Annotated in this window: 22 protein-coding genes; 11 read left to right on the top strand and 11 right to left on the bottom strand. The window is 54.8% G+C overall.

Annotation, left to right across the window (positions count from 1 at the left end; translation table 11 throughout):
• Positions 1-3: 3 nt before the first annotated feature.
• Positions 4-957, bottom strand: a complete 954-nt coding sequence (locus ACMGGU_RS17425) for an ABC transporter permease (protein WP_080347320.1) — start codon at positions 955-957, stop codon at positions 4-6.
• A 45-nt stretch (positions 958-1,002) separates the two neighbouring features.
• Entirely contained in the window at positions 1,003-2,592 is a 1,590-nt protein-coding gene (locus tag ACMGGU_RS17430; protein ID WP_334761409.1) for an ABC transporter substrate-binding protein, read from the bottom strand.
• Positions 2,593-2,837: 245 nt separating this feature from the next.
• On the opposite strand from ACMGGU_RS17430, the gene yghU reads away from it, so the two are divergent.
• The 4 genes from yghU to ACMGGU_RS17450 all read left to right on the top strand — a co-directional run bounded on the left by yghU (position 2,838) and on the right by ACMGGU_RS17450 (position 5,059).
• Entirely contained in the window at positions 2,838-3,704 is an 867-nt protein-coding gene (yghU, locus tag ACMGGU_RS17435; RefSeq protein ID WP_334761407.1) for a glutathione-dependent disulfide-bond oxidoreductase, read from the top strand.
• Between the two features lie 158 nt (positions 3,705-3,862).
• A complete protein-coding gene (locus ACMGGU_RS17440; protein ID WP_008499797.1) occupies positions 3,863-4,195 on the top strand; it encodes a glycine zipper domain-containing protein in 333 nt (110 codons plus the stop codon).
• Between the two features lie 192 nt (positions 4,196-4,387).
• Positions 4,388-4,720 carry a type II toxin-antitoxin system RelE/ParE family toxin gene (locus ACMGGU_RS17445; RefSeq protein ID WP_008499798.1) on the top strand — a complete coding sequence of 111 codons (333 nt, stop codon included), beginning with the start codon at positions 4,388-4,390 and terminating at the stop codon, positions 4,718-4,720.
• 12 nt (positions 4,721-4,732) lie between these two features.
• Complete coding sequence (locus ACMGGU_RS17450; protein WP_196346562.1) at positions 4,733-5,059, top strand: DNA-binding protein; 327 nt, start codon at positions 4,733-4,735, stop codon at positions 5,057-5,059.
• 44 nt (positions 5,060-5,103) lie between these two features.
• On the opposite strand, the gene ACMGGU_RS17455 is transcribed toward ACMGGU_RS17450, so the two are convergent.
• The 3 genes from ACMGGU_RS17455 to ACMGGU_RS17465 all read right to left on the bottom strand — a co-directional run bounded on the left by ACMGGU_RS17455 (position 5,104) and on the right by ACMGGU_RS17465 (position 7,507).
• Positions 5,104-5,376 (bottom strand): hypothetical protein, encoded by a 273-nt coding sequence (locus ACMGGU_RS17455; protein ID WP_048029031.1) that lies wholly within the window; start codon positions 5,374-5,376, stop codon positions 5,104-5,106.
• 203 nt (positions 5,377-5,579) lie between these two features.
• Positions 5,580-5,834, bottom strand: coding sequence for a hypothetical protein (locus ACMGGU_RS17460; RefSeq protein WP_048029030.1), 255 nt, complete (start codon positions 5,832-5,834; stop codon positions 5,580-5,582).
• Between the two features lie 125 nt (positions 5,835-5,959).
• On the bottom strand, positions 5,960-7,507 hold the full coding sequence (locus tag ACMGGU_RS17465) for a methyl-accepting chemotaxis protein (protein ID WP_069719969.1): 1,548 nt from the start codon (positions 7,505-7,507) through the stop codon (positions 5,960-5,962).
• A 550-nt stretch (positions 7,508-8,057) separates the two neighbouring features.
• Here ACMGGU_RS17465 and ACMGGU_RS17470 point away from each other — a divergent pair.
• Both ACMGGU_RS17470 and ACMGGU_RS17475 read left to right on the top strand, forming a co-directional pair.
• Complete coding sequence (locus tag ACMGGU_RS17470; RefSeq protein WP_420300773.1) at positions 8,058-10,604, top strand: autotransporter domain-containing protein; 2,547 nt, start codon at positions 8,058-8,060, stop codon at positions 10,602-10,604.
• 181 nt (positions 10,605-10,785) lie between these two features.
• Entirely contained in the window at positions 10,786-11,826 is a 1,041-nt protein-coding gene (locus tag ACMGGU_RS17475; RefSeq protein ID WP_048224895.1) for an aldo/keto reductase, read from the top strand.
• 52 nt (positions 11,827-11,878) lie between these two features.
• On the opposite strand, the gene ACMGGU_RS17480 is transcribed toward ACMGGU_RS17475, so the two are convergent.
• Both ACMGGU_RS17480 and ACMGGU_RS17485 read right to left on the bottom strand, forming a co-directional pair.
• Positions 11,879-12,367: a TIGR00645 family protein gene (locus ACMGGU_RS17480; RefSeq protein WP_008499805.1), complete on the bottom strand. Its 489-nt coding sequence runs from the start codon at positions 12,365-12,367 to the stop codon at positions 11,879-11,881.
• Between the two features lie 82 nt (positions 12,368-12,449).
• Positions 12,450-12,953, bottom strand: a complete 504-nt coding sequence (locus ACMGGU_RS17485) for an ESA_00282 family adhesion-associated protein (protein WP_045909961.1) — start codon at positions 12,951-12,953, stop codon at positions 12,450-12,452.
• A gap of 103 nt (positions 12,954-13,056) precedes the next feature.
• Between ACMGGU_RS17485 and ACMGGU_RS17490 the strand changes: the two genes are divergently transcribed.
• Both ACMGGU_RS17490 and ACMGGU_RS17495 read left to right on the top strand, forming a co-directional pair.
• On the top strand, positions 13,057-13,461 hold the full coding sequence (locus ACMGGU_RS17490; RefSeq protein WP_008499807.1) for a hypothetical protein: 405 nt from the start codon (positions 13,057-13,059) through the stop codon (positions 13,459-13,461).
• Between the two features lies 1 nt (position 13,462).
• Positions 13,463-13,909, top strand: coding sequence for a hypothetical protein (locus ACMGGU_RS17495; RefSeq protein WP_045909962.1), 447 nt, complete (start codon positions 13,463-13,465; stop codon positions 13,907-13,909).
• On the opposite strand, the gene ACMGGU_RS17500 is transcribed toward ACMGGU_RS17495, so the two are convergent.
• The 3 genes from ACMGGU_RS17500 to exbB form a co-directional block, all read right to left on the bottom strand.
• The gene (locus ACMGGU_RS17500; protein WP_420300774.1) at positions 13,906-15,357 is read right to left on the bottom strand and encodes a methyl-accepting chemotaxis protein; all 1,452 of its coding nucleotides are present in this window, start codon (positions 15,355-15,357) and stop codon (positions 13,906-13,908) included. The two genes, ACMGGU_RS17495 and ACMGGU_RS17500, sit on opposite strands and share 4 nt — an antisense overlap.
• Positions 15,358-15,631: 274 nt before the next feature.
• The gene (gene exbD, locus ACMGGU_RS17505) at positions 15,632-16,057 is read right to left on the bottom strand and encodes a TonB system transport protein ExbD (RefSeq protein WP_045909964.1); all 426 of its coding nucleotides are present in this window, start codon (positions 16,055-16,057) and stop codon (positions 15,632-15,634) included.
• Positions 16,058-16,061: 4 nt separating this feature from the next.
• The gene (gene exbB, locus ACMGGU_RS17510; RefSeq protein WP_021242115.1) at positions 16,062-16,793 is read right to left on the bottom strand and encodes a tol-pal system-associated acyl-CoA thioesterase; all 732 of its coding nucleotides are present in this window, start codon (positions 16,791-16,793) and stop codon (positions 16,062-16,064) included.
• A gap of 251 nt (positions 16,794-17,044) precedes the next feature.
• On the opposite strand from exbB, the gene metC reads away from it, so the two are divergent.
• Together metC and yghB are read left to right on the top strand one after the other, a co-directional pair.
• Positions 17,045-18,232: a cystathionine beta-lyase gene (gene metC, locus ACMGGU_RS17515; protein WP_045909965.1), complete on the top strand. Its 1,188-nt coding sequence runs from the start codon at positions 17,045-17,047 to the stop codon at positions 18,230-18,232.
• Positions 18,233-18,375: 143 nt separating this feature from the next.
• Positions 18,376-19,035 (top strand): DedA family general envelope maintenance protein YghB, encoded by a 660-nt coding sequence (gene yghB / locus ACMGGU_RS17520; RefSeq protein WP_024906512.1) that lies wholly within the window; start codon positions 18,376-18,378, stop codon positions 19,033-19,035.
• A gap of 48 nt (positions 19,036-19,083) precedes the next feature.
• Here the strand turns inward: yghB and ACMGGU_RS17525 are convergent, their stop codons facing one another.
• Positions 19,084-19,983: an AraC family transcriptional regulator gene (locus ACMGGU_RS17525; RefSeq protein ID WP_045909966.1), complete on the bottom strand. Its 900-nt coding sequence runs from the start codon at positions 19,981-19,983 to the stop codon at positions 19,084-19,086.
• 194 nt (positions 19,984-20,177) lie between these two features.
• Here ACMGGU_RS17525 and yqhD point away from each other — a divergent pair, with 194 nt between their 5' ends.
• A complete protein-coding gene (gene yqhD, locus ACMGGU_RS17530; protein WP_045909967.1) occupies positions 20,178-21,341 on the top strand; it encodes an alcohol dehydrogenase in 1,164 nt (387 codons plus the stop codon).
• Positions 21,342-21,428 lie beyond the last annotated feature (87 nt).

Below are 21,428 nucleotides of genomic sequence, written 5' to 3' on the forward strand. Positions count from 1 at the left end.
GGGTTACCTCAGCGTACGAATGCGGGGATCGGCGAAGCGATAAAGCAGATCGGCGATCAGGTTACCGACGATCAGCATCATCGATGAGAGCATGATGATCGCCATGATCAGCGGGTAGTCCAGCGAGGCGATCGACTGGATCCCAAGCAGCCCCATCCCCGGCCACGAGAAGACGCTTTCCGTCACATAGGCCCCCACAATCAGCTCACCAAAAGACAGGCCGAACAGGGTGATCACCGGTAGCAGCACGTTTTTCAGCACGTGGCGGAACAGAATGCTGGAACGCGTGGCGCCGTAAGCCAGCTGGGTCTGCACGTAGTCGGCCGAGAGCTGCGAGATGGTGTTGGAGCGGATGTAGCGCACATAGCTGGAGAGGTTGTAGAACGTGAGGGCAATACACGGCAGCACGCCGTGACGCAGCACGTCCAGCGCATTATCTTCCATGCCGATGGTGCGCATCCCCATGCTGGGGAACCAGTTAAGCTGCACGGCAAAGACCGTAATGAGCAAGATGCCGAACCAGAAAATCGGCACCGAGATGCCGATATAGGCAAACAGGTTAAGCACGTGATCCAGCCAGCGGTGCTTAAATGCCCCCGCCAGCAGGCCGAGCGGGATGGCCAGCACGATCGCCAGCAGCAGCGACGCGCCCATCAGCCCCAGCGTGGCCGGAATGCGCTCGCCGATCATCTCCAGCACCGGGCGGTGGTAGATCAGCGAATAGCCGAGATCGCCCTGCAGGACGTTTTTCAGCCACAGGACGTACTGCGTGACCAGGGGCTTATCCAGCCCCAGGCTCTGGCGAATACGTTCGATATCTTCCGGAGCCATACGCGGCGTAATGTACGCCGCCACCGGATCGCCAGGCGCGAGCTTGACCAGCAAAAACGCCACCAGTGAAATAAAGAACAGCATCGGCAGCAGCTGCAGCAGCCGACGCGTGAGAAGTGTGTTCACGACATGCCCTTACCAAGGCCCCGACCCGACGGTCGGGGCAATCGCTTATTTCTGATAGATTTTTGACAGATCCTGGAACAGATAGACCGGTTTCGGCTCCGCTTCCTCGGTACCGCCAAAACGCTTGTCCACCGCGACGGTCGCATTGGTATAGGCGATCGGGTAGTACGTCATGTCGTTTGCCACGGTCTGCTGAATTTGCTTGTAGATATCAGCCCGTTTCGCGGCGTCAGTTTCCACGGCGCCTTTATCCCACAGGGCATCAAACTGCGGATTTTTGTAATGCGCGTAGTTATAGGCTTCGTTGCTCATGAACAGCGATTTGTAGCCGTCCGGCTCGGAGCCCATGATGTAGCCGCCCAGGTTCAGCTCCCACGCGGTGTTGTTCATATCGAGGCTGCGCTGGGACATGGCGTTGGAATCCAGCGGCATCAGCTCCACGCTCACCCCAATGCCCTTCAGCGCCTGCTGAATATAGAGCGCCATGCTCTCCTGGGTTTTGTTGGTGTTCACATACGCCAGGCGCAGCTTGAGGTTATCCGGCGCGCCGGATGCTTTAAGCTGCTCTTTGGCCTTTTGCAGATCGAATGTGTACTGTTCAACGTCATCCGTCTTGTAAAGCGTATCGGGCGTCAGGAACGAGGTCGCCGGTTTGGCGTAGTCCAGCGAGGTAAAAGCGGTCTGGGTCAGCTCGTCTTTGTTGATGGCGTAAGCAATGGCCTGACGCAGCTCTTTGCTCTTCATCACCGGCACGTTCTGGTTGAACGTCATATAGGCCAGGCGGCCTTCCGGATAGACCACGAAGTCAAACTTACCGGTGTTTTTCAGACGGTTCACATCCTGCGGATCAACCATCTTGAGGTTGATTTCACCGTTTTGCAGCGCCAGGTTGGCGGCGTTACTGTCCTTAGCGAAACGGTAGGTGACCGAATCAAGCTTCGCTTTGCCGTTCCAGTAATCGTCAAAACGGGTCAGGGCGTAATATTGTCCGGCGCGGTACTCTTTAAATTTGAACGGCCCGGAGCCGACCGGTGCATCGTTTTTGCTGCTCTTTTCCAGGTCGCCTTCAGCGGCGAACACGTGCTGCGGGATCGGGTAGATCTGTACCAGTGTGCCGGTAAAGGCCGCGCTGACCTGCGGTAAGGTGAACTTAACGGTGCGGTCGTCAACCTTGCTTACCTGTACCGGCTTATCGCCGTAGGTGAACATGCTGCGGAAGAAGCTGTGCTGTTTGGCATCCAGCAGCTTATTGAACGTAAAGACCACGTCGTCCGCCGTCAGCGGCTGTCCGTCCTGCCATTTCAGGTTGGGTTTTAACGTCAGGGTGTAGCTCAGGTTGTCAGCGGAGGGCGTCAGGCTTTCCGCCAGGCCCCACTCGATCTTACCGTTATTGAAGCTATAGAGCGGGGCATAGAGCGCCTGCATGATGGTTAACGTGGTACGGTCGCTGGCATAGAGCGGATTCACGGCTAACGGATCGCCGGAGGTAATCCCGATAATCAGCGAACCGCCCGCTTTTGGCGCGTCGCTTTTTGCCGCAGGGGGCGTATTGGTCTCTTTATTTTTCGCATCATCACAGCCCGCCAGGCCTAACGCGATCGAAACGACCACTGCCGATAACAGAAGCTTGCGCATCTCACTAACTCCTTGCCTTATAAAGTGTTTATGACTGCATCTTTTATTTATGTTGAAGCATCATATGCAGCTTTATCCATTAACGCATTAGTTATGAAAATGCAATTTTCGATTAAGCTTATGCCGGATTTGATATATATAAGCAGCAGAAGGAATAGCGGTTAATTGCTTGCGCTCACAACGTTAAACTGTTCACAAATCTCCTGCTACACTGCCTCAACACATCACAAAAAAGGCAGGCCAACATGTCAGACAACACCTATCAGCCACCCAAAGTGTGGGAATGGAAAAAGAACAACGGCGGCGCGTTCGCCAACATCAACCGCCCCATTTCCGGCGCGACCCATGAGAAAGATCTTCCTGTCGGTTCGCACCCGCTGCAGCTCTACTCGCTGGGCACACCGAACGGCCAGAAAGTGACGATCATGCTCGAAGAGCTGCTGGCGCTGGGCGTAACGGGCGCGGAGTACGACGCGTGGTTGATCCGCATCGGCGAGGGCGATCAGTTCTCCAGCGGCTTCGTTGAGGTGAACCCGAACTCGAAAATCCCGGCGCTGCGTGACCACTCCACGACCCCGCCAACGCGCGTCTTTGAATCCGGCAATATCCTGCTCTACCTGGCAGAGAAATTCGGCCACTTCCTGCCGAAAGATCCCGCGGGACGCACCGAGACGCTGAATTGGCTGTTCTGGCTGCAGGGCGCGGCGCCGTTCCTCGGCGGCGGTTTTGGTCACTTCTACAACTATGCCCCGGTGAAAATCGAGTACGCGATTGACCGCTTCACCATGGAAGCCAAACGCCTGTTCGACGTGCTGGATAAACAGCTGGCACGCGGTCGCTACGTGGCGGGTGAGGAGTACACCATCGCGGATATCGCCATCTGGCCATGGTTCGGCTGCGTGGCGCTGGGCAGCGTGTACAACGCCGCCGAGTTCCTGGATGCAGAGAAGTACACCAACGTGCAGCGCTGGGCGAAAGACGTGGCGAATCGCCATGCCGTTAAGCGCGGACGTATCGTTAACCGCACCAGCGGCGAGCTGAACGAGCAGCTCCACGAACGCCACGCGGCGAGCGACTTCGAGACCAATACGGAAGACAAACGTCAGGCGTGACGACTGGCCGGGCGGTCCGCCGCCCGGCAACAGAGATCCTTGCTCAGGGCATGATTGGCCTAAAGGTTGAGCCGGTATTGCTGGCACTATCTGTGCGTTTTTCTCACCTCAGAGTGAGAAGCAACGTATCAACCGACAGCAGTCACAAAGGATCTGTTATGAAACTGATTAAAACAACGCTGGTTATCAGCGCCCTCATTTTTTCCACCTCGGGAATGGCCATCGATAAAACCGCCGCTGGCGCGGTAGCAGGCGCTGCCATTGGCGCGGCCACGGGCAAAGATCTGAAATCCACCGTTGGCGGTGCCGTTGTTGGCGCAGGCACGGGGGCCATGTTCAAAAACGGCGACAAAGGTAAAGCCGCGCGTAAAGGCGGCGCCGTAGGGGCTGCCGTGGGCGCAGGTGCCGCGGCGGTTACCGGCAAGAGCGTGCTGAAAGGTGCAGCCGTTGGCGCAGGCACGGGCGCGCTGATTGGTGAAGCGACGCACTGATAAACTTCGCCGGGCGTCGCAGCGCGTGCCCGGCCTCATGGCTGTTCAGTAATAACCCCGCACCCAGTCTCGCATTTTTGCGAGCCGCTTTCCGAAATAGCATTTCCCCTCTGTCGCAGCGATGTTAACAATTGCCAGTCGTAGCCTGAAGATTACAATGCATTTGCTTATCGTAAACTACAGGCTACAATAATGGCTAAGGTTAAACACTACATCACAGCTGACGGGTATGACCCTTTTGATGCCTATCTAAGAAGTGTGAAAGATCCCATAGCAAAAGCCATGATTGCCACGCGTGTCGCCAGAATGTCAACGGGTAACTATGGTGATTGTAAACCATGCAGAGAGAGCGTTTCAGAGCTCAGAATTAACCAGGGGCCGGGTTACCGTGTCTATTTCAGCGAAGTCTCCGATCCGGCAGATGGCGCAGTGAGTCTGGTGCTACTGACTGGAACGAAAAAAAAGCAAAGTGCAGATATTGAAAGAGCCGTTGAGTACCTCAACGACTACAAGCGCAGGATATAAAAGGAAATCGCAATGGCTAAATCAGTACTCCATGATGACGCAATGGTACAGCTCCTGAAAGATTCTCCGGATTTCGCGCCCGTATATCTTCATCAGGCTTTCATTGAAATTGACGAGCCCGGAGGCTATGAGGCATTCATGCTGGCTTTACGGCATGTTATAGAAGCCTCCGGCGGGATGACTGTCATTGCAAAACGCGCAGGCATTTCTCGCGAATCACTCTACAAATCACTGTCACCAAAAGGTAATCCTTCATTTAAGCGTATCGCCGAAGTGGCATCTGCAACGGGATACCCAATATCCCGAATTGCAACAGCAGGATTAAACACAACAGCGTGAGAGCCACTCCAAAATAGGCCCGGATGTGCGACCCGGGCAATACATCAATGGTGATCGTCATACTGATGCTCAATCACCATCCCTTCCGCCACGCTCGCCACATGGCGTGCACGCGGATGATAGACCGGTGCAGGGGCGGCATACGTTGTTTGTGCAGGTGCAGGCGCAACGCTTACCGCCTCAGGAACCGTGGCTGACTGCGGAACAATCACGACCTTATACCCGGTAGGAACATCGACCGTGACGCTCTGGGCCATCGCTGTATTGACCACGGCAAAACCTGCCAGGGCAGCAAATAAAATAATACGGTTTTTCATAAATTGAATTATTTCCGGTATCAAGAAGATAATTCATTATGTCGACTGAATCTTAAGACAATATTAATTTTCATGTTCTGGAATGTGCAGAAAATGCCAAATATATTGTTACAAGCAAATAATTTAATATTTAAAAAATATTGACTTACGTTTTTTTAAAAAGGCGGCAAGAAATACGCTTGCATGCCGCCTCACCTGTTATGTTAATACTTAATATCCCGCGCTTTTTGCCGTCCGGCCTGTTTCATCTGACGCTTGTCCTGGCGGCAGTCGTGATTACTCTGGTTATTGTTCGCCACGCAGGTCTGCTTCACCTGCCGTGACGCATCGCGGGTTTCCTGCCTGACATCACGCGCTACGCGCCGTTCTTGCGCCTGCTGGGTCGCACTGGCGGAAACCGAGAAAAGCGTCAGAAAAATGAGAGAAAGGACAGGGATAAAAGATAACGATCTGTTCATAGCAACACCTCGTAGAAGAGAGCCCAGAACGTCAGGGGTTAGCAAAAGAATAGCAGTTTCAGCGCCGCTGAATGAGGAAGGCGTTAATAATATAAGGCCGCACAAGGCGGCCTTATCACGTTGCGTTATGCCGTCAGGCGGAACTTCTGCACCGAGCGCTGAAGATCTTCGGTCTGACGCTCCAGCGCCGCCGCCGCCGCGGAAACCTCCTCCACCAGCGAGGCGTTTTGCTGGGTAACACCGTCCATCTGGGTAATGGCAATTCCGACCTGCGAAATACCCTTACTCTGCTCCTCAGAGGCCGAGGCAATTTGCTTCATAATGGTCGTCACTTCCGTCACGTCCCGCAAAATCGCATCCATGGTGGTGCCGGTATCGCCCACCAGCTTCGCCCCCTGCTCGACGCGGGACACGGAGTCGGTAATCAGCCCTTCAATCTCTTTTGCCGCGTTGGCGCTGCGGCTTGCCAGGTTGCGAACTTCGCCTGCGACGACGGCAAAGCCTCGGCCCTGTTCACCCGCGCGTGCGGCTTCAACCGCCGCGTTGAGTGCCAGAATATTGGTCTGGAAGGCAATGCTGTTAATGACGTTGGTGATTTCAGCAATTTTCTTCGAGCTTTCCGAAATACCGCTCATGGTGGTCACCACCTCTTCCACCAGCGAGCCGCCGCGGCTGGCGGTGGTTGAGGCTACATCGGCCAGCTGGCTTGCCTGGCGCGCACTCTCCGCGTTCAGCTTCACCGTGGCGGTCAGCTGCTCCATGCTGGCAGCCGTCTCTTCCAGCGCCGCCGCCTGCTCTTCGGTACGGGAGGAGAGATCGTTGTTACCGCTGGAAATCTCCGTCGCGCCGCGCCAGATATTTTCACTGCCGGAGCGGATCGTGCTGACCGCTTCGCGTAGGCTGTCCTGCATGGCGCTCAGCAGCGGCACCAGTTGGCCCACGCAGTTGCGGCCGAACGGCTCGATGGGCTGGCTGAGATCGCCCTGGGCAATCTGGCGGAACTGCTGGCGAATGCGATCCAGCGGTTTAACCAGCATCGCCACCAGATAACGGTCGGTGAAGAGCAGGATCAGCAGGCCGACGATCGTGGCGATGATAATCACCGTGCGGGTCATGCTGGTCAGGCCGTCCACCACCACGCGGGTACTGTCGAGCGACTTCGCGGCAGCATTGTTAAACTCTTCAGCCGCCGCACCGAACGCGCGGCTCAGCGGTGGGGTGACGTTGTTGGCCTGCTGACGATAGCCGTCCAGCGCGCCCAGTTTCGCCTGCTGCATTTGCGGCGTCACGCCCTGTTCGAGCAGCGCCTGCCAGGCACCGATCACCCGTGAAGAGACCTGCTCATCCATTGGGCCTGGAGAAATGGCTTTCATCTCAGCCAGCTTCTTGCCCATGTTATCCAGCGCCTGCTGGGCAGAGGCCAGATCCGGCGTGCCGCCTGCGGCTTTGACTTCCATTGCGCGGCTCAGACGGGTCACAAAGCGGAAATACTGATCGTTGCCCTGGCTGAGCACCGTCATCTGCTTGACCAGCTGGCGGTCCACCTCGTTGCCATCTGAAACGCGAGACAGGGACCAGGTGCTGTACAAGCCAACACCCGCCCACATTACACAAAAGATCCCGAGAATCGTCAGCATGACGAAACGGATCGTGAAATTACGGAGCATATTCATAAGTCTTCCTTGCCGTGAGGGTGAATTCGCCCAGAGGCGAGTCTTACCCTCGTTATCGGCAGAAACTGGCGAAGTTATACTATTTCGCGCGTAATTTTATAAAAATCTTCACTACCCTGCCGTTCGCCGGAAAAGGATAATCGCCGCGGGGTAAATCTAACTGCACAATACGTGTTTTCATATTTCAGCAGCCGTCAAAATGTAAAACAGGCAAACAGTTAATTAACCTCATGATCCGAAAGGGTTAATATCCCGGTGAATAAGAAGGTCAAAGAACCGCACGACCGGTCAAGAAACCCTTTAATTTGTATGCAAATCATTCAAAAATATTTAGCACATGAATTAATTCAAATTTATTAATTAGATTTAATTATTTAAACGTCAATTATTGCTCGATATATATCTTCAGATTTCATTACATCCTTAGCCGCTAAGAAAGTTCTTATTTTAAATAAATTCAATTAAAAAGAGCCGGACAATTTTCGACTCATCCAGAGAACTTAAAATGCGCAAATTAATGAATCGTACGTTGCTTTCGCAATGTGTCTTAGTGGCTTTAACGTCATTTGGTGCCCAGGCTGCCGTCACTCCCGCTACGCCCTGCCAGCCTGGCGTGACGTCGCAGACCTGCGGCTTATCGAAATATAAAGATAATAGTTTCTATGAAGATCCCGGCGTGACTAATGCCATTATGGCCGACGCCAACGCAAATAATATCTTTATGGATGGAAGCCGTGAATCAGGGGATACCCAATCATTAACCGTTTCTGGTACCGACATGTCCGGCCATTATATTCAGGGCAGCAACGGGGGGACGGCTAATATTACGGTGAATAACGGCGCCACCGTCGATATGATCGAAGTGGGCAATACCGGTGCGACCACCAATACGACGGTAACCATCGATGACGCCACGCTGAATGGCGAAAATGACGCCGGAAGCTACGAGGGCAAGAAAGCCTATATGATGGGTTCCGCCATTTACCTCGACCCCATGGATAAAGGTTACCACACCGTCAACGTTGAGGACGGCAGCATGCTGCACGGCAGTATTCTCAGTGCTGGAGCCGGTGCACAAAATATTGCCATCAGCAACAGCACGATGGATAAAGGCGGTATTTACGCGGGTAGCGATAAATCTGATACCAATATTACGCTGACTAACGCTTCCGTGGATGCCTCGCAGAGCGAAATCGCGCAGAACATCGACACGCTGGCGGTAAAACTGAGCGAATACAAGCCCTTCAGCGACATCAACCTGGATGCTTTTGGCGATGTCGCCATCGCGATGTACGGAACGAAGGCTGATTCGCTGGCGCTGAATAACAGCACGGTCACCGGCGACATTGGGGCCTTTAACGAAAACGGCACCACGCTGATTTCACTGACCAATAACAGCGTGGTAAATGGCAATGTGACCGTCGATGGTAACTCCGCAAATTCCGTTCTGGTGGATAACAGCACCGTGAATGGCGAGATAAATACCAGCCAGAATACGGGCAATAGCACAATTACGCTGCAGAACAACGCAACCGTCAACGGTGATATTACAACGGGTGCAGGTGATGATACGGTCGTGCTGACCAATGATTCACATGTCAATGGCAATGTTAACGGTGGTGACGGCAGCGATACTCTGTCAATGGATGCGGGCAGCTCCATATCCGGACAAATAAGCCAGTTTGAAACGGTAAATACCACCAGCGATAACAGCATTGCCATTGATAAAATTAACGATGCAACCAACTGGAGTTTGCAAAACGGTTCAACCCTGATTGCCAACACCACCGGCAGCAATGCGCTGGTTACCATGAGCACCGACAGCTACGTGAATTTCGGTAATATTACCGGCGCAAATAACGCCGTGGTGGTGAACAGCATTACGCCGTCAGCGCAAAATCAGCAGGGGATAGTCCTGGGGACCTTCACCACGTCGGGCAGCAGTGCGCCGCAGAATTATGCAGCAGCCACATTTACCAACGGCGACCAGACCGTGGAGAACCGTAGCGGCGCGTATAACTACAACAACAGTCTGAATATTGTTGCAGCCGACAGCGTGCCTCAGGCTCAGCTGACTGCAGATAATAGCCAGAGCTGGAATATTGAATTTAATAGCCAGAAGGGCAACCTTGCGAGCGACGTTCAGGGGCTGGTAGCCGGCCTGGATGCAGCGGAACAGGCCGGGCATCAGGTAGCGGATGACATCAGCAACCACATGAACCAGGTGCATCTGGCAAACCTGCTGGGAGAACAGCAGGACGGTGCGCAGGTCTGGGGCGATTTCCTTTATCAGAACGGTAATTTCAGCAACGACGTCGACTATAAAAGCATCACTCAGGGTGCACAGGGCGGCGTAGACTGGACGGCGCATCTGGACAACGGCGACAGCGTCACCGGCGGTATCGCGCTGGCATGGACGCGCAGCCGCGTGCAGGACACCAGCGACGGTGCGGATAGCTTCAAAGACAGCGTTTACGGTAACTACTACAGCCTGTATGGCGGCTGGCAGCAGGCGCTGAACGGCCGAACCTGGGGTCTGTTTGCTGACGGCAGCTTCAGCTACGGCGATATGCGTTACTCGTTGTCTGCCAACAACGTGACGGGCGATACCAGCGGCATGACGGAAGCGCTGCACGGCTCCACCGATGGCAGTCTGTATCTGGCGCAGGCCTGCACCGGGGTGAACGTGTTGCTGCCAGGCGAAACGCTGCTGCAACCCTACGCCACTCTTGGCTGGGATCAAACCAAAGCGAACGGCTTCTCTGACAGCGAAGTCACCTTTGCCGACAGCCAGGTCTCTTCCTGGAACGGCGGCGCGGGCGTGAGGCTCACCACCACCCTTCGCGATCTGAACAAAAACGTGAAGGTGATGCCGTGGATCGACGCGCGCTTCCAGAAAGAGTTCAGCGATAACACCGACATTCAGGCGGCGGATTATCACAATACCGCCGGTCACAACAACACCATGGGCATCTTTGGGGCAGGCATCAACGCCACCATCGCCCATAACTTCACCCTGACCACTGGCGTCTATGTCGGTACTGGCGATGTGGATAACGATGCCAGCGTACAGGCGGGGATGAGCTATAGCTTCTGATAGTCGTCTGATTGCCCGGTGACCTGCGTGTACCGGGCAGTGCAGGGCTCAATGTCTGACGCATCCCGGGGAAAATTGCTGGCAGGGAGTTCTGCCATCGCTTCTCCCCGGGATTTGTGTTTTGATAAGGACAGAATGAAAACGACGTTTCAAAAAATTATCGATAAGAAAAGGAGACATCATGTCCTGGTACCCTGCCCCTGACCGCTACGAGAATATGCAGTACCGCCACTGTGGCAAGAGTGGCCTGCGCCTGCCCGCGCTGTCGCTGGGACTGTGGCACAGCTTCGGCCATGTCCAGCCTCTTGAAGCCCAGCGGGCGCTGCTGCGCAAAGCCTTCGACCTCGGCATCACCCATTTCGATCTGGCCAATAACTACGGACCTCCGGCGGGTAGCGCGGAAGAGAATTTCGGCCGCCTGCTGCGGGAGGACTTTGCCGCGTACCGCGACGAGCTGGTTATCTCCACCAAGGCCGGTTACGACATGTGGCCGGGGCCATATGGTTCGGGCGGGTCACGCAAATATCTGCTCGCCAGCCTCGATCAAAGCCTGAAGCGCCTGGGCGTCGAATACGTGGATATTTTCTATTCCCACCGCGTGGATGAAAACACGCCGATGGAAGAGACAGCCTCTGCGCTGGCGCAGGCGGTGCAGAGTGGGAAAGCGCTGTATGTGGGCATTTCCTCCTACTCAACCGGGCGCACGCAAAAAATGGCCGAGCTGCTGCGCGAGTGGAAGATCCCCCTGCTGATCCACCAGCCGTCCTATAACCTGCTCAATCGCTGGGTCGATAAGACCGGTTTGCTGGATGCGCTGGCAGCAAACGGGACCGGGTGTATCGCCTTTACCCCGCTGGCGCAGGGGCTGCTGACCGGAAAATACCTGAACGGTATTCCTGAAGATTCACGCATGCAGCGTGAAGGCAAGAAAGTCCGCGGTCTGAACGAAAAAATGCTGACCGAAGCTAACCTGAACAGCCTGCGTTTGCTGAGTGAGATGGCGCAGGCGCGGGGTCAGACCATGGCGCAGATGGCGTTGAGCTGGTTGCTGAAAGACGCGCGCGTGACGTCAGTGCTGATTGGCGCAAGCCGCCCGGAACAGATTGAGGAGAACGTTCGGGCGCTGGATAACCTGCACTTTACTGAGGATGAACTCAAGCGGATTGACCAGCATGTCGCGGATGGAGAGTTGAATCTATGGCAGGCGTCGTCGGATAAATAAGGCCGCACAGAGCAGTCCCCTCTCCCTTTTGGGGAGAGGGTTAGGGTGTATTTTACTTCTTACTGATCTTATCCAGATACCCCATCACAAACGCAGACAGCACAAACGTCAGATGGATAATGACATACCACATCAGTTTGTTATCCGGCACGTTCTTCGCGTCCATAAACACGCGTAACAGGTGGATAGAAGAGATCGCCACAATCGACGCGGCCACTTTATTCTTCAGCGACGAGGCATCCATTTTGCCCAACCAGCTGAGCTTCTCTTTACGCTCGTCGATATCCAGTTGGGAGACAAAATTCTCGTAGCCGGAAAACATCACCATCACCAGCAGTCCGCCCACCAGGGTCATATCCACCAGCGACAGCAGAACCAGAATCAAATCCGCCTCGGCAATAGAAAAAATGTTCGGCAGAACGTGCAGGATTTCCTGAAAGAACTTAATCGTCAGCGCGATAAGCGCCAGCGAAAGGCCAAAATAGACGGGGGCCAGTATCCAGCGAGAGGCGTACATGGCGTTTTCAAAAAAGCGTTCCATAAAGTCCTGTTTGCAAAAGAAACCAGCGCCCAGTATATCCCAATGGCGCTGACTGTTTGCAATAACTCACCAGTCTGGTGACTCAGACGTTGTCGGGGTTAACTTCCGGACGGGCATACTCTGGCCAGACCAGCACCACCAGCTCCGGGTAGGCTTCCAGGCTAAACTCACGAAAACACTGACGCAAATTTAATACGTCCAGATCGGAATAAGAGACCTTCTCGCCGTTAAGGCAGCGTTTTTTGATATTGTCATAATATTTATACACGGCTGAATTCAGGTCGCTACAGCGACGCTGTGCCTCAAACAGTCCTGGCGTGTCATTAATTTCCGACATTTTCATGCGTTTAATTGTCGCGTGTAAAAAGTCGATATATTCATGGTTCACCCGCCAGTACCAGACAGGCGTAACGGAGTTCATCAATACAGAGAAATGGTCTTCTCCTTCCTCTTTTGTCATGAGTTCCGGTTGCGGCGGTTCACTGGCGTCTTTCGACACTTTCGTTTTATTGAACTCCTGCATCAATAAAAGCACACCAGCGGTCAGTAATAGTAATGTGATGACCGTAAAAAAGATGCTGTTCATGGGTAGGCTCCATTTTTTTTGATTTTAAATTTGCCTCATGATATTGTCAACGAATCTCACGCCTTTACCAACCCCACCCTGTTGAAATTAAAGGAAATTAAAAATGCTGCCCGACTATCTCGTCCCGGCTAAGTACCACATTACGCCTGTGGAACAGCAACCGACGGAAGCAGAAAAAGAGGTCAGTTTCACTCAGGGGAAAAGAAAGCTCTCTGATTTCGAGCCTGATATATTAATTGGTGTTTCCCGCACCGGCAAATCCCGTAATATGTTGCTGGAAGAGCACGATCGCCATATTAAAGACCGCTTATTTCGCGCCATAAAAATTGAAGCCTTCGTCCACCTGCTGAACGATCTGCAGGCCGAAGGAGAAATAGATGCCCAGAAACTAAGTCAAATATTGGCCGAAAAAACCAAAGAAATTAACGAAGCGGGCAATGAAATTTGGCTTAACTTAATTACGCGCGAAAAAAACAACCCAATTTTTTATAGCCTGGGGGAGGATTAACGTGAAGGAAGTTAAAAACAACGACGTTTATTTGACTTTAGATGATAAGAAAAGTGATGAATTTATCTTAAAGCAAAATCTCGATGCGCTGCGAAACACAAAAAATGACGAGATGACGCGTATTACCCAGGACCTGGTATCGATCCCGGCAACGCTGGTGCGGCTGAAATGGCAGAATCGCCGTGAAATTTATCCGCTACAGGTCAAAGAAGAAATTTACGGTGCCGTGATGAACGCCATCATGGAACAGCGGCCAGAGCTGAAAGAGAAGCTTCTGGGTCGCCTCGAGGCCAATTACCAGTATCTGCTTGCCAGAGAAATCGCCACTCTGCGCCTGACGCGCAAACTGTCAGACGGTGAGTACCGTACCTCAAACGTCACCTGCGTTGCGCTTGATGAGGACGCGCTGGCGTCTGGCGCCAGCGCCCCTTCCGAACCGCAACGCTAATTAAATCTGAATACGGCAATCGCCTCTTTTAACTGCCCCGTCTGCTGCCGCTGCGCTTCAGCCACCTGCAGCGTTTGCGCTACGTGACGCACGTTCTCCTGCACGCTGGCATCGATGCTGGCAATACTGTCGTTCATCTGCGCAATGCTCGCCCGCTGCTGCTCGCTCATCTGCGACAGCTCCTCCAGAAGCGAGCGGAGCCCTTCAATGCTCTCAATGATCGACTTCATTGTCATACCGGCCTGCTCAACCTGCTCGACGCCCTGCAGCGTGGTTGCCTGCGATGCGGTCAGCAGCTGGCGAATGTCTTTTGCAGCTCCCTCGCTGCGCTGGGCCAGCACGCGCACTTCCGAGGCAACTACCGCGAAGCCTTTGCCATGTTCCCCCGCTCTGGCAGCCTCGACCGAGGCGTTGAGCGACAGGATATTGGTCTGGAACGCAATCCCGTCGATCAGCTCCAGAATGGCGTAAATGCGCTGCGACTCCTCGCGAATGTGCTCCATCGCCGCAATCGCCTGCCGTACGTTATGGCCTCCCTGCTCCGCCACGTTACTGGTACTGAATGCCACCTCCCGAACCTGGCGGGCTTTTTCACTGGTCAGGGTGGCGACAGCCCTCAGTTGTTCCATCGCACTGGCCGCCGTCGCCAGCGAACTTGCCTGGTGATCGGTACGTTCCGACAGCGCGCTGTTGCGTTGCCCTAACGCGCGAGATGCCTCCAGCAGTTGCCCAATATTGGTGCTGACCTGCTCAAGCGTGGCGCGCATGGTGCCCAGCGTCAGGCTGAACGTGCGGGCAAAGGGAGACTCTGCGGGTGCCGCATCGACGGCCAGCGTGAGATACCCCGGTTCGCGATTGATCACCCCCGCCAGCCTTGCCACCTCGCTCGCCGAGCGGGCGTCCTGCTCCATACGAATCGCCAACAGAACCAGGATCGCGGTCTGGACCACCACAAACAGCCCGTGGAAAACCACCATATGAAAGCCGGTGTGCATGAACACCACGACGCCGTACAGGTCGTTTTCCTGCAGATAGTTGAACACCAGGTGATGTAATGCGATGACCGCCGCCCCCATCACCAGCGGGCGCCAGTCTCGCCAGGCAAGGAGCGCGGAAAGCAGGACGAAAACCGAGAAATGGTATTCGGTTTCACCTTCGCCCAGATGAATCAGCAGCGCGGAAAATGCCATTAGCACACACGCAGAGCTCAGGCGGAGCAACAGCGCGCCGGGGAACACCATCGTCAGCAGCGTCGATAAACAGGCCAGAGAGGTGCCGACAATCGCCCCCTGCATGATGTTTTCGTTGATATAGCCCACGCCCAGCGAGATGGCCCACAGCGACCAGATGAGCACCAGTATTAGCCTGTCGGCGCGTCGTCGAATGGCAGAAAGCGAAAACAGATCGTTTTGAGGCGCGTGCGGATACAGCCATGTCATCGTAGCCATAGGGAGTCTCTTGCTGTGCAGGTGAAAAGATCCTTCGAAGAAGGACTGTTTTTATTATCTTTTTTTAAGCGTAGTGGGGATATTCCACGACGCCATTTCAGCAAAAGATATATTTTAATGGCGCAGGCGAATACTGATATTTACTTAACTATCAATACATTATTAACGTTGGCTTTATTGATAAAGAAATATGAAGAATAGGGATATACAGCAGTAAATAATAACGATGTTGCGTGGCAGAAAACAAAAAAGCTGGCTTTCGCCAGCTTTCGTTCTATTTTTTGGCCGCTTTCTCTTCGCCGACCAGCCCAATCTTCAGGTAACCCGCCTGATGCAGCGTGTCCATTACCTTCATCATGGTTTCATAATCCACGGTTTTATCCGCACGGAAGAAGACCGTAGTGTCTTTCTTACCGCCAGTAAGCTGATCCAGCGCCGGGATGACAGAGTCGGCCGTGACCGGGTCATTGCCAAGGAACATGGATTTATCGGCCTTCACGGACAGATAGACAGGCTTTTCCGGACGCGGCTGCGGCTGGCTGGACGAGGCCGGCAGATTCACCTTCACGTCGACCGTGGCCAGCGGCGCGGCCACCATGAAGATAATCAGCAGAACCAGCATGACGTCGATAAACGGCGTCACGTTGATCTCATGCATTTCGCCGTTATCGTCCAGATTTTCGTTTAGACGCATCGCCATAATATCAACCCACGCGCAGTTTGGACGCCGCGTGCACCGGCTTAACGGCGCTGGCATTCAGGTCGAGATCGCGACTCTGCAGCAGCAGTACCTGCGCGGCAACGTCACCGAGCGTCGCTTTGTAGCTGCCAATCATACGCGCGAAGATGTTGTAGATAACCACCGCCGGAATCGCCGCGACCAGACCAATCGCCGTCGCCAGCAGCGCTTCTGCGATACCCGGTGCCACAACCGCCAGGTTGGTGGTTTGAGTCTGCGCGATACCGATAAAGCTGTTCATGATGCCCCAGACCGTACCGAACAGACCGATAAACGGTGAGATCGCGCCGATCGTCGCCAGATAACCATTACCGCGCCCCATGTGTCGGCCAACGGCCGCCACGCGACGCTCCAGACGGAAACCGGTACGTTCTTTGATGCCTTCGTTATCTTCACTGCCCGCGGAGAGTTCCAGCTCGTTCTGTGCTTCATTCACCAGCAGGGTAGTCAGGCTTTTCGCGTGGAAGGATGAGGTCATATCTGAAGCCTGATCCAGAGAGCGGGCTTCTGCCAGCTGTTGCTGTTCCCGCTTGAGGCGACGCTTCTGCGAAAGCAGCTCGGCGCTCTTGCTGAAGAAGATAGCCCAGGTGACAACGGACGCCAGAATCAGGCCGATCATCACAATCTTAACCACGATGTCAGCATGCTGATACATGCCCCAAACGGAGAGATCCGCCTGCATCAAATTATTACCCACTCTGTATCTCCAGGACGCAAATCACAAAATCTGAACGTAATAATATCAAAACGTCGTCGAATTGATAGTAGTTCTCATTAGTATTTGCATAGTGCCGCAATTTTCGTTCACTTTCCTTGCGCTTACGCAGTAAAAATTTCTTATGCGGTTTTTTGCTAATATTTTCTGCTTATTCGATAAGCCTGCGGGTGCAGTTTTTTCCAATCGTGGTAGTCTGGACGTCCAGACGTATAAAAACAGGGTTAGCGAACATGACAACGAAGCATCTTGATACCACGCTGGTACAGGCAGGACGCAGCAAAAAATATACCCAGGGATCGGTTAACAGCGTGATTCAACGCGCCTCCTCGCTGGTATTTGACACCGTTGAGGAGAAAAAAATCGCCACGCGCAACCGCGCAAAAGGCGGGCTGTTTTATGGCCGTCGCGGCACGCTAACCCATTTTTCTCTGCAGGAAGCGATGTGCGAGCTGGAAGGCGGCGCAGGCTGCGCGCTGTTCCCGTGCGGGGCGGCAGCGGTCGCCAATACCATTCTGGCGTTTGTGGAACAGGGCGATCACATCCTGATGACCAACACCGCCTACGAGCCCAGCCAGGACTTCTGTACCAAAATCCTCAGCAAGCTCGGCGTGACGACCGGCTGGTTCGACCCGCTGATTGGTGAAGGTATTGCCGAACTTATTCAGCCAAACACGCGCATTGTGTTCCTGGAATCACCGGGGTCGCTCACCATGGAGGTCCACGACGTGCCGGCTATCGTGAAGGCCGTGCGCAGTAAAGCGCCAGAGGCGATCGTTATGATCGACAACACCTGGGCGGCAGGCGTGCTGTTCAAAGCGCTGGACTTCGACATTGATATTTCGATTCAGGCGGCGACGAAGTACCTGATTGGCCACTCTGACGGGATGATTGGCACCGCGGTCTCCAACGCGCGCTGCTGGGATCAGCTGCGTGAAAATGCCTACCTGATGGGCCAGATGGTGGATGCCGACACGGCCTACATGACCAGCCGCGGACTTCGCACGCTGGGCGTTCGCCTGCGTCAGCACCATGAAAGCAGTCTGACGGTGGCCGAATGGCTGGCGCAGCATCCGCAGGTTGAGCGCGTGAATCACCCCGCGCTACCTGGCAGTAAAGGCCATGAGTTCTGGCAGCGTGACTTTACAGGCAGCAGCGGGTTGTTCTCGTTCGTGCTGAAAAAACGGCTGAATAATGACGAGCTGGCCAGCTATCTGGATAATTTTACCCTCTTCAGCATGGCCTACTCGTGGGGCGGTTTTGAATCCCTGATCCTGGCTAACCAGCCGGAACAGATTGCGGCCCTGCGCCCCGGTGGCGACGTGGACTTCAGCGGTACCCTGATTCGACTGCATATTGGTTTAGAAAATGTTGACGATCTGATTGCGGATTTAGCAGCAGGGTTCGAGCGTATCGTGTAGAGTGCTGGCTGAAAATGTACTCCCTGGACGCTTTTGTGGACACCGCAAGCGGAAAAGTCTGCATGAGTTGCGCCCGGGATCAAACCCGACGGGCGAATAAGGGAGTACAATAGCGCTATATCTGCTGTTCCACAGGAAAGTCCATGGCTGTTATTCAAGATATTATCGCGGCGCTCTGGCACCACGATTTTGCCGCGCTGGCGGATCCTCACGTCGTCGGTATCGTCTATTTCGTGATGTTCGCAACTCTGTTTCTGGAAAATGGATTACTGCCAGCCTCGTTTTTACCCGGTGACAGCCTGCTTTTACTTGCCGGGGCGTTAATCGGTAAAGGCGTCATGGACTTCACGCCAACGATGGTTATCCTGACCTCCGCTGCCAGCCTGGGCTGCTGGCTGAGCTATCTGCAGGGCCGCTGGCTGGGGAACACGCGCGTCGTCAAAAGCTGGCTGGCGCAGCTGCCGCATAAATATCATCAGCGTGCGACCTGCATGTTTGACCGGCACGGCCTCCTGGCGCTGCTGGCCGGACGTTTCCTCGCGTTCGTTCGCACCCTTCTGCCGACGATGGCGGGCATTTCCGGTCTGTCGAACCGCCGCTTCCAGTTCTTCAACTGGCTGAGCGCCCTGCTGTGGGTTGGCGTGGTCACAACGCTCGGCTACGCGCTGAATATGATCCCCTTCGTGAAACACCACGAAGATCAGGTGATGACCTTCCTGATGGTGCTTCCGATGTTCCTGCTGGTGGCGGGTCTGGTGGGAACCATCGCGGTGGTGATTAAGAAGAAGTACTGCAGCGCATAATTCAACTAAGCCGGGTGGCGCTATCGCTTACCCGGCCTACGTTTTTCGTCAGACTCCCTGCATCGTTCTTATACGTGACGCATCCTCTCCCGGCGTGACGCCGAAATAGCGCTTAAACTCCCGACTGAACTGCGAGGCACTTTCATAGCCCACCCGCATCGCCGCCGCGCTGGCCTTCATGCCATCGTGGATCATCAGCATCCGCGCCTTATGCAGCCGGTAGGTTTTGAGGTACTGCAGCGGCGAAGTGCTGGTCACCGATTTAAAGTTATGGTGAAACGCCGAGACGCTCATGTTCGCTTCCGCCGCCAGCTGGTCGACGCTGAGGTTTTCCGTGTACTGGCTTTCGATACGCTTGAGCACGCGGCTTATCAGGCTGAAGTGGGTTTGTCGGCTCACCAGAGCGAGTAACGCGCCGCCGCCCGGGCCCAGCAGCACGTGGTAGAGGATCTCGCGGACGATCTGCTTGCCCAGAATGCGCGCGTCCAGCGGCCTCTCCATCACATCCAGCAGACGCTCAATGGCGCAGAGGATCTCTTCCGACAGCGTCGCCGAGTTAATCCCGCTTGAGGCCATCGAAGGCTGGAAGAGTTCATCTTCGCCAATCTCCATCAGCAGCTCCTGCAGTTGAAGGATGTCGACATTGACACGAATACCCGCCAGCGGAACCGCCTCTGTCGCGAAGGTTTCACATTCAAAGGGTAAAGGTACCGTCAGAAGCAGATATTCATTGGTGTCGTAGCGGAACACGCGCTCGTTGATATAGCCAATTTTATGGCCTGAGAAGAGAAAAACGATGCCCGGCTGGTACATGACCGGCGTGCGCGTCCCCGGCTGCGTGCCATAGAGCAGGCGAATGTCCGGCAGCAGCTCGCTGGCACGATTTTCATTATCTATCAATCTCTTAATCTGCACAGTGAGCTGCTGGCAGATAGCCTCACGGTTCATCTTGCGTTACTCCGGGTGCGGTTTTCGACGTTGACAGTGTGCGTTGTTTTCCGCGCTTTCTCCAGCGCTCTGTAGAAATGGGCAAGACATCGGCAGGAATGTGCATTGAGGGCGTAGCCCCGGATCGCCACAATGAGCAGCATCAGGTCGCCCTCTGCGCACCACGGTTTTTCACCCACTAAAGGGAACGAGCAATGAACAACTTTAATCTCCACACCCCAACCCGCATTCTGTTTGGTAAAGACGCTATCGCTGACCTGCGCGCACAGATCCCTGCTGACGCCCGCGTGCTGATCACCTACGGTGGCGGCAGCGTGAAAAAAACCGGCGTGCTGGATCAGGTTTACAGCGCGCTGGACGGTCTGGACGTGCGTGAGTTTGGCGGCATTGAGCCAAACCCGTCCTACGAAACGCTGATGAATGCGGTAAAAATCGCCCGCGAAGAAAACATCACCTTCCTGCTGGCGGTCGGCGGCGGCTCCGTGCTGGACGGTACCAAATTCATCGCCGCTGCGGCGCACTACGCTGACGGCATCGATCCGTGGCACATTCTGGAAACCCGCGGCAGCGACATCAAAAGCGCCATCCCGATGGGATCCGTGCTGACCCTGCCAGCGACGGGTTCTGAATCCAACAAGGGCGCGGTGATCTCCCGTAAAACCACCGGTGACAAGCAGGCCTTCATGAACGAACACGTTCAGCCTGTGTTCGCCATTCTGGATCCGGTTTACACCTACACCCTACCAGCGCGTCAGGTGGCGAACGGCGTGGTCGATGCCTTTGTACATACCGTTGAGCAGTACGTCACGTATCCGGTGAATGCCAAAATTCAGGATCGCTTCGCGGAAGGCATTCTGCTGACGCTCGTCGAAGAGGGTCCGAAAGCGCTGAAAGAGCCGGAAAACTACGACGTTCGCGCCAACGTGATGTGGGCGGCTACACAGGCGCTGAATGGCCTGATCGGCGCTGGCGTGCCGCAGGACTGGGCAACCCATATGCTGGGCCACGAGCTGACGGCGATGCACGGTCTGGATCATGCGCAGACGCTGGCCATTGTGCTGCCTGCACTGTGGAACGAAAAACGCGACACCAAACGCGCCAAGCTGCTGCAGTACGCCGAGCGCGTGTGGAACATTACCGAGGGTTCTGACGACGCGCGCATTGATGCTGCCATCGAAGCGACCCGCAGCTTCTTTGAAGGTCTGGGCGTTCCAACGCGTTTGTCTGGCTACGGCCTGGACGGTAGCTCCATCCCTGCCCTGCTGGCGAAACTCGAAGAGCACGGCATGACCCATCTGGGCGAGCACGGCGACATCACGCTGGACGTCAGCCGTCGTATTTACGAGGCGGCACGCTAAGCGTTTTTGTCCCCCCGACTTTCGTTTTTTGACATTTCGTCCAGACTTAATGCACACCCCATCGCCGGAGTCTCCCTCCGGCGATGC

The sequence above is a fragment of the Enterobacter sp. BNK-8 genome (assembly GCF_048685095.1).
GTDB classification, from domain to species: domain Bacteria; phylum Pseudomonadota; class Gammaproteobacteria; order Enterobacterales; family Enterobacteriaceae; genus Enterobacter; species Enterobacter quasiroggenkampii.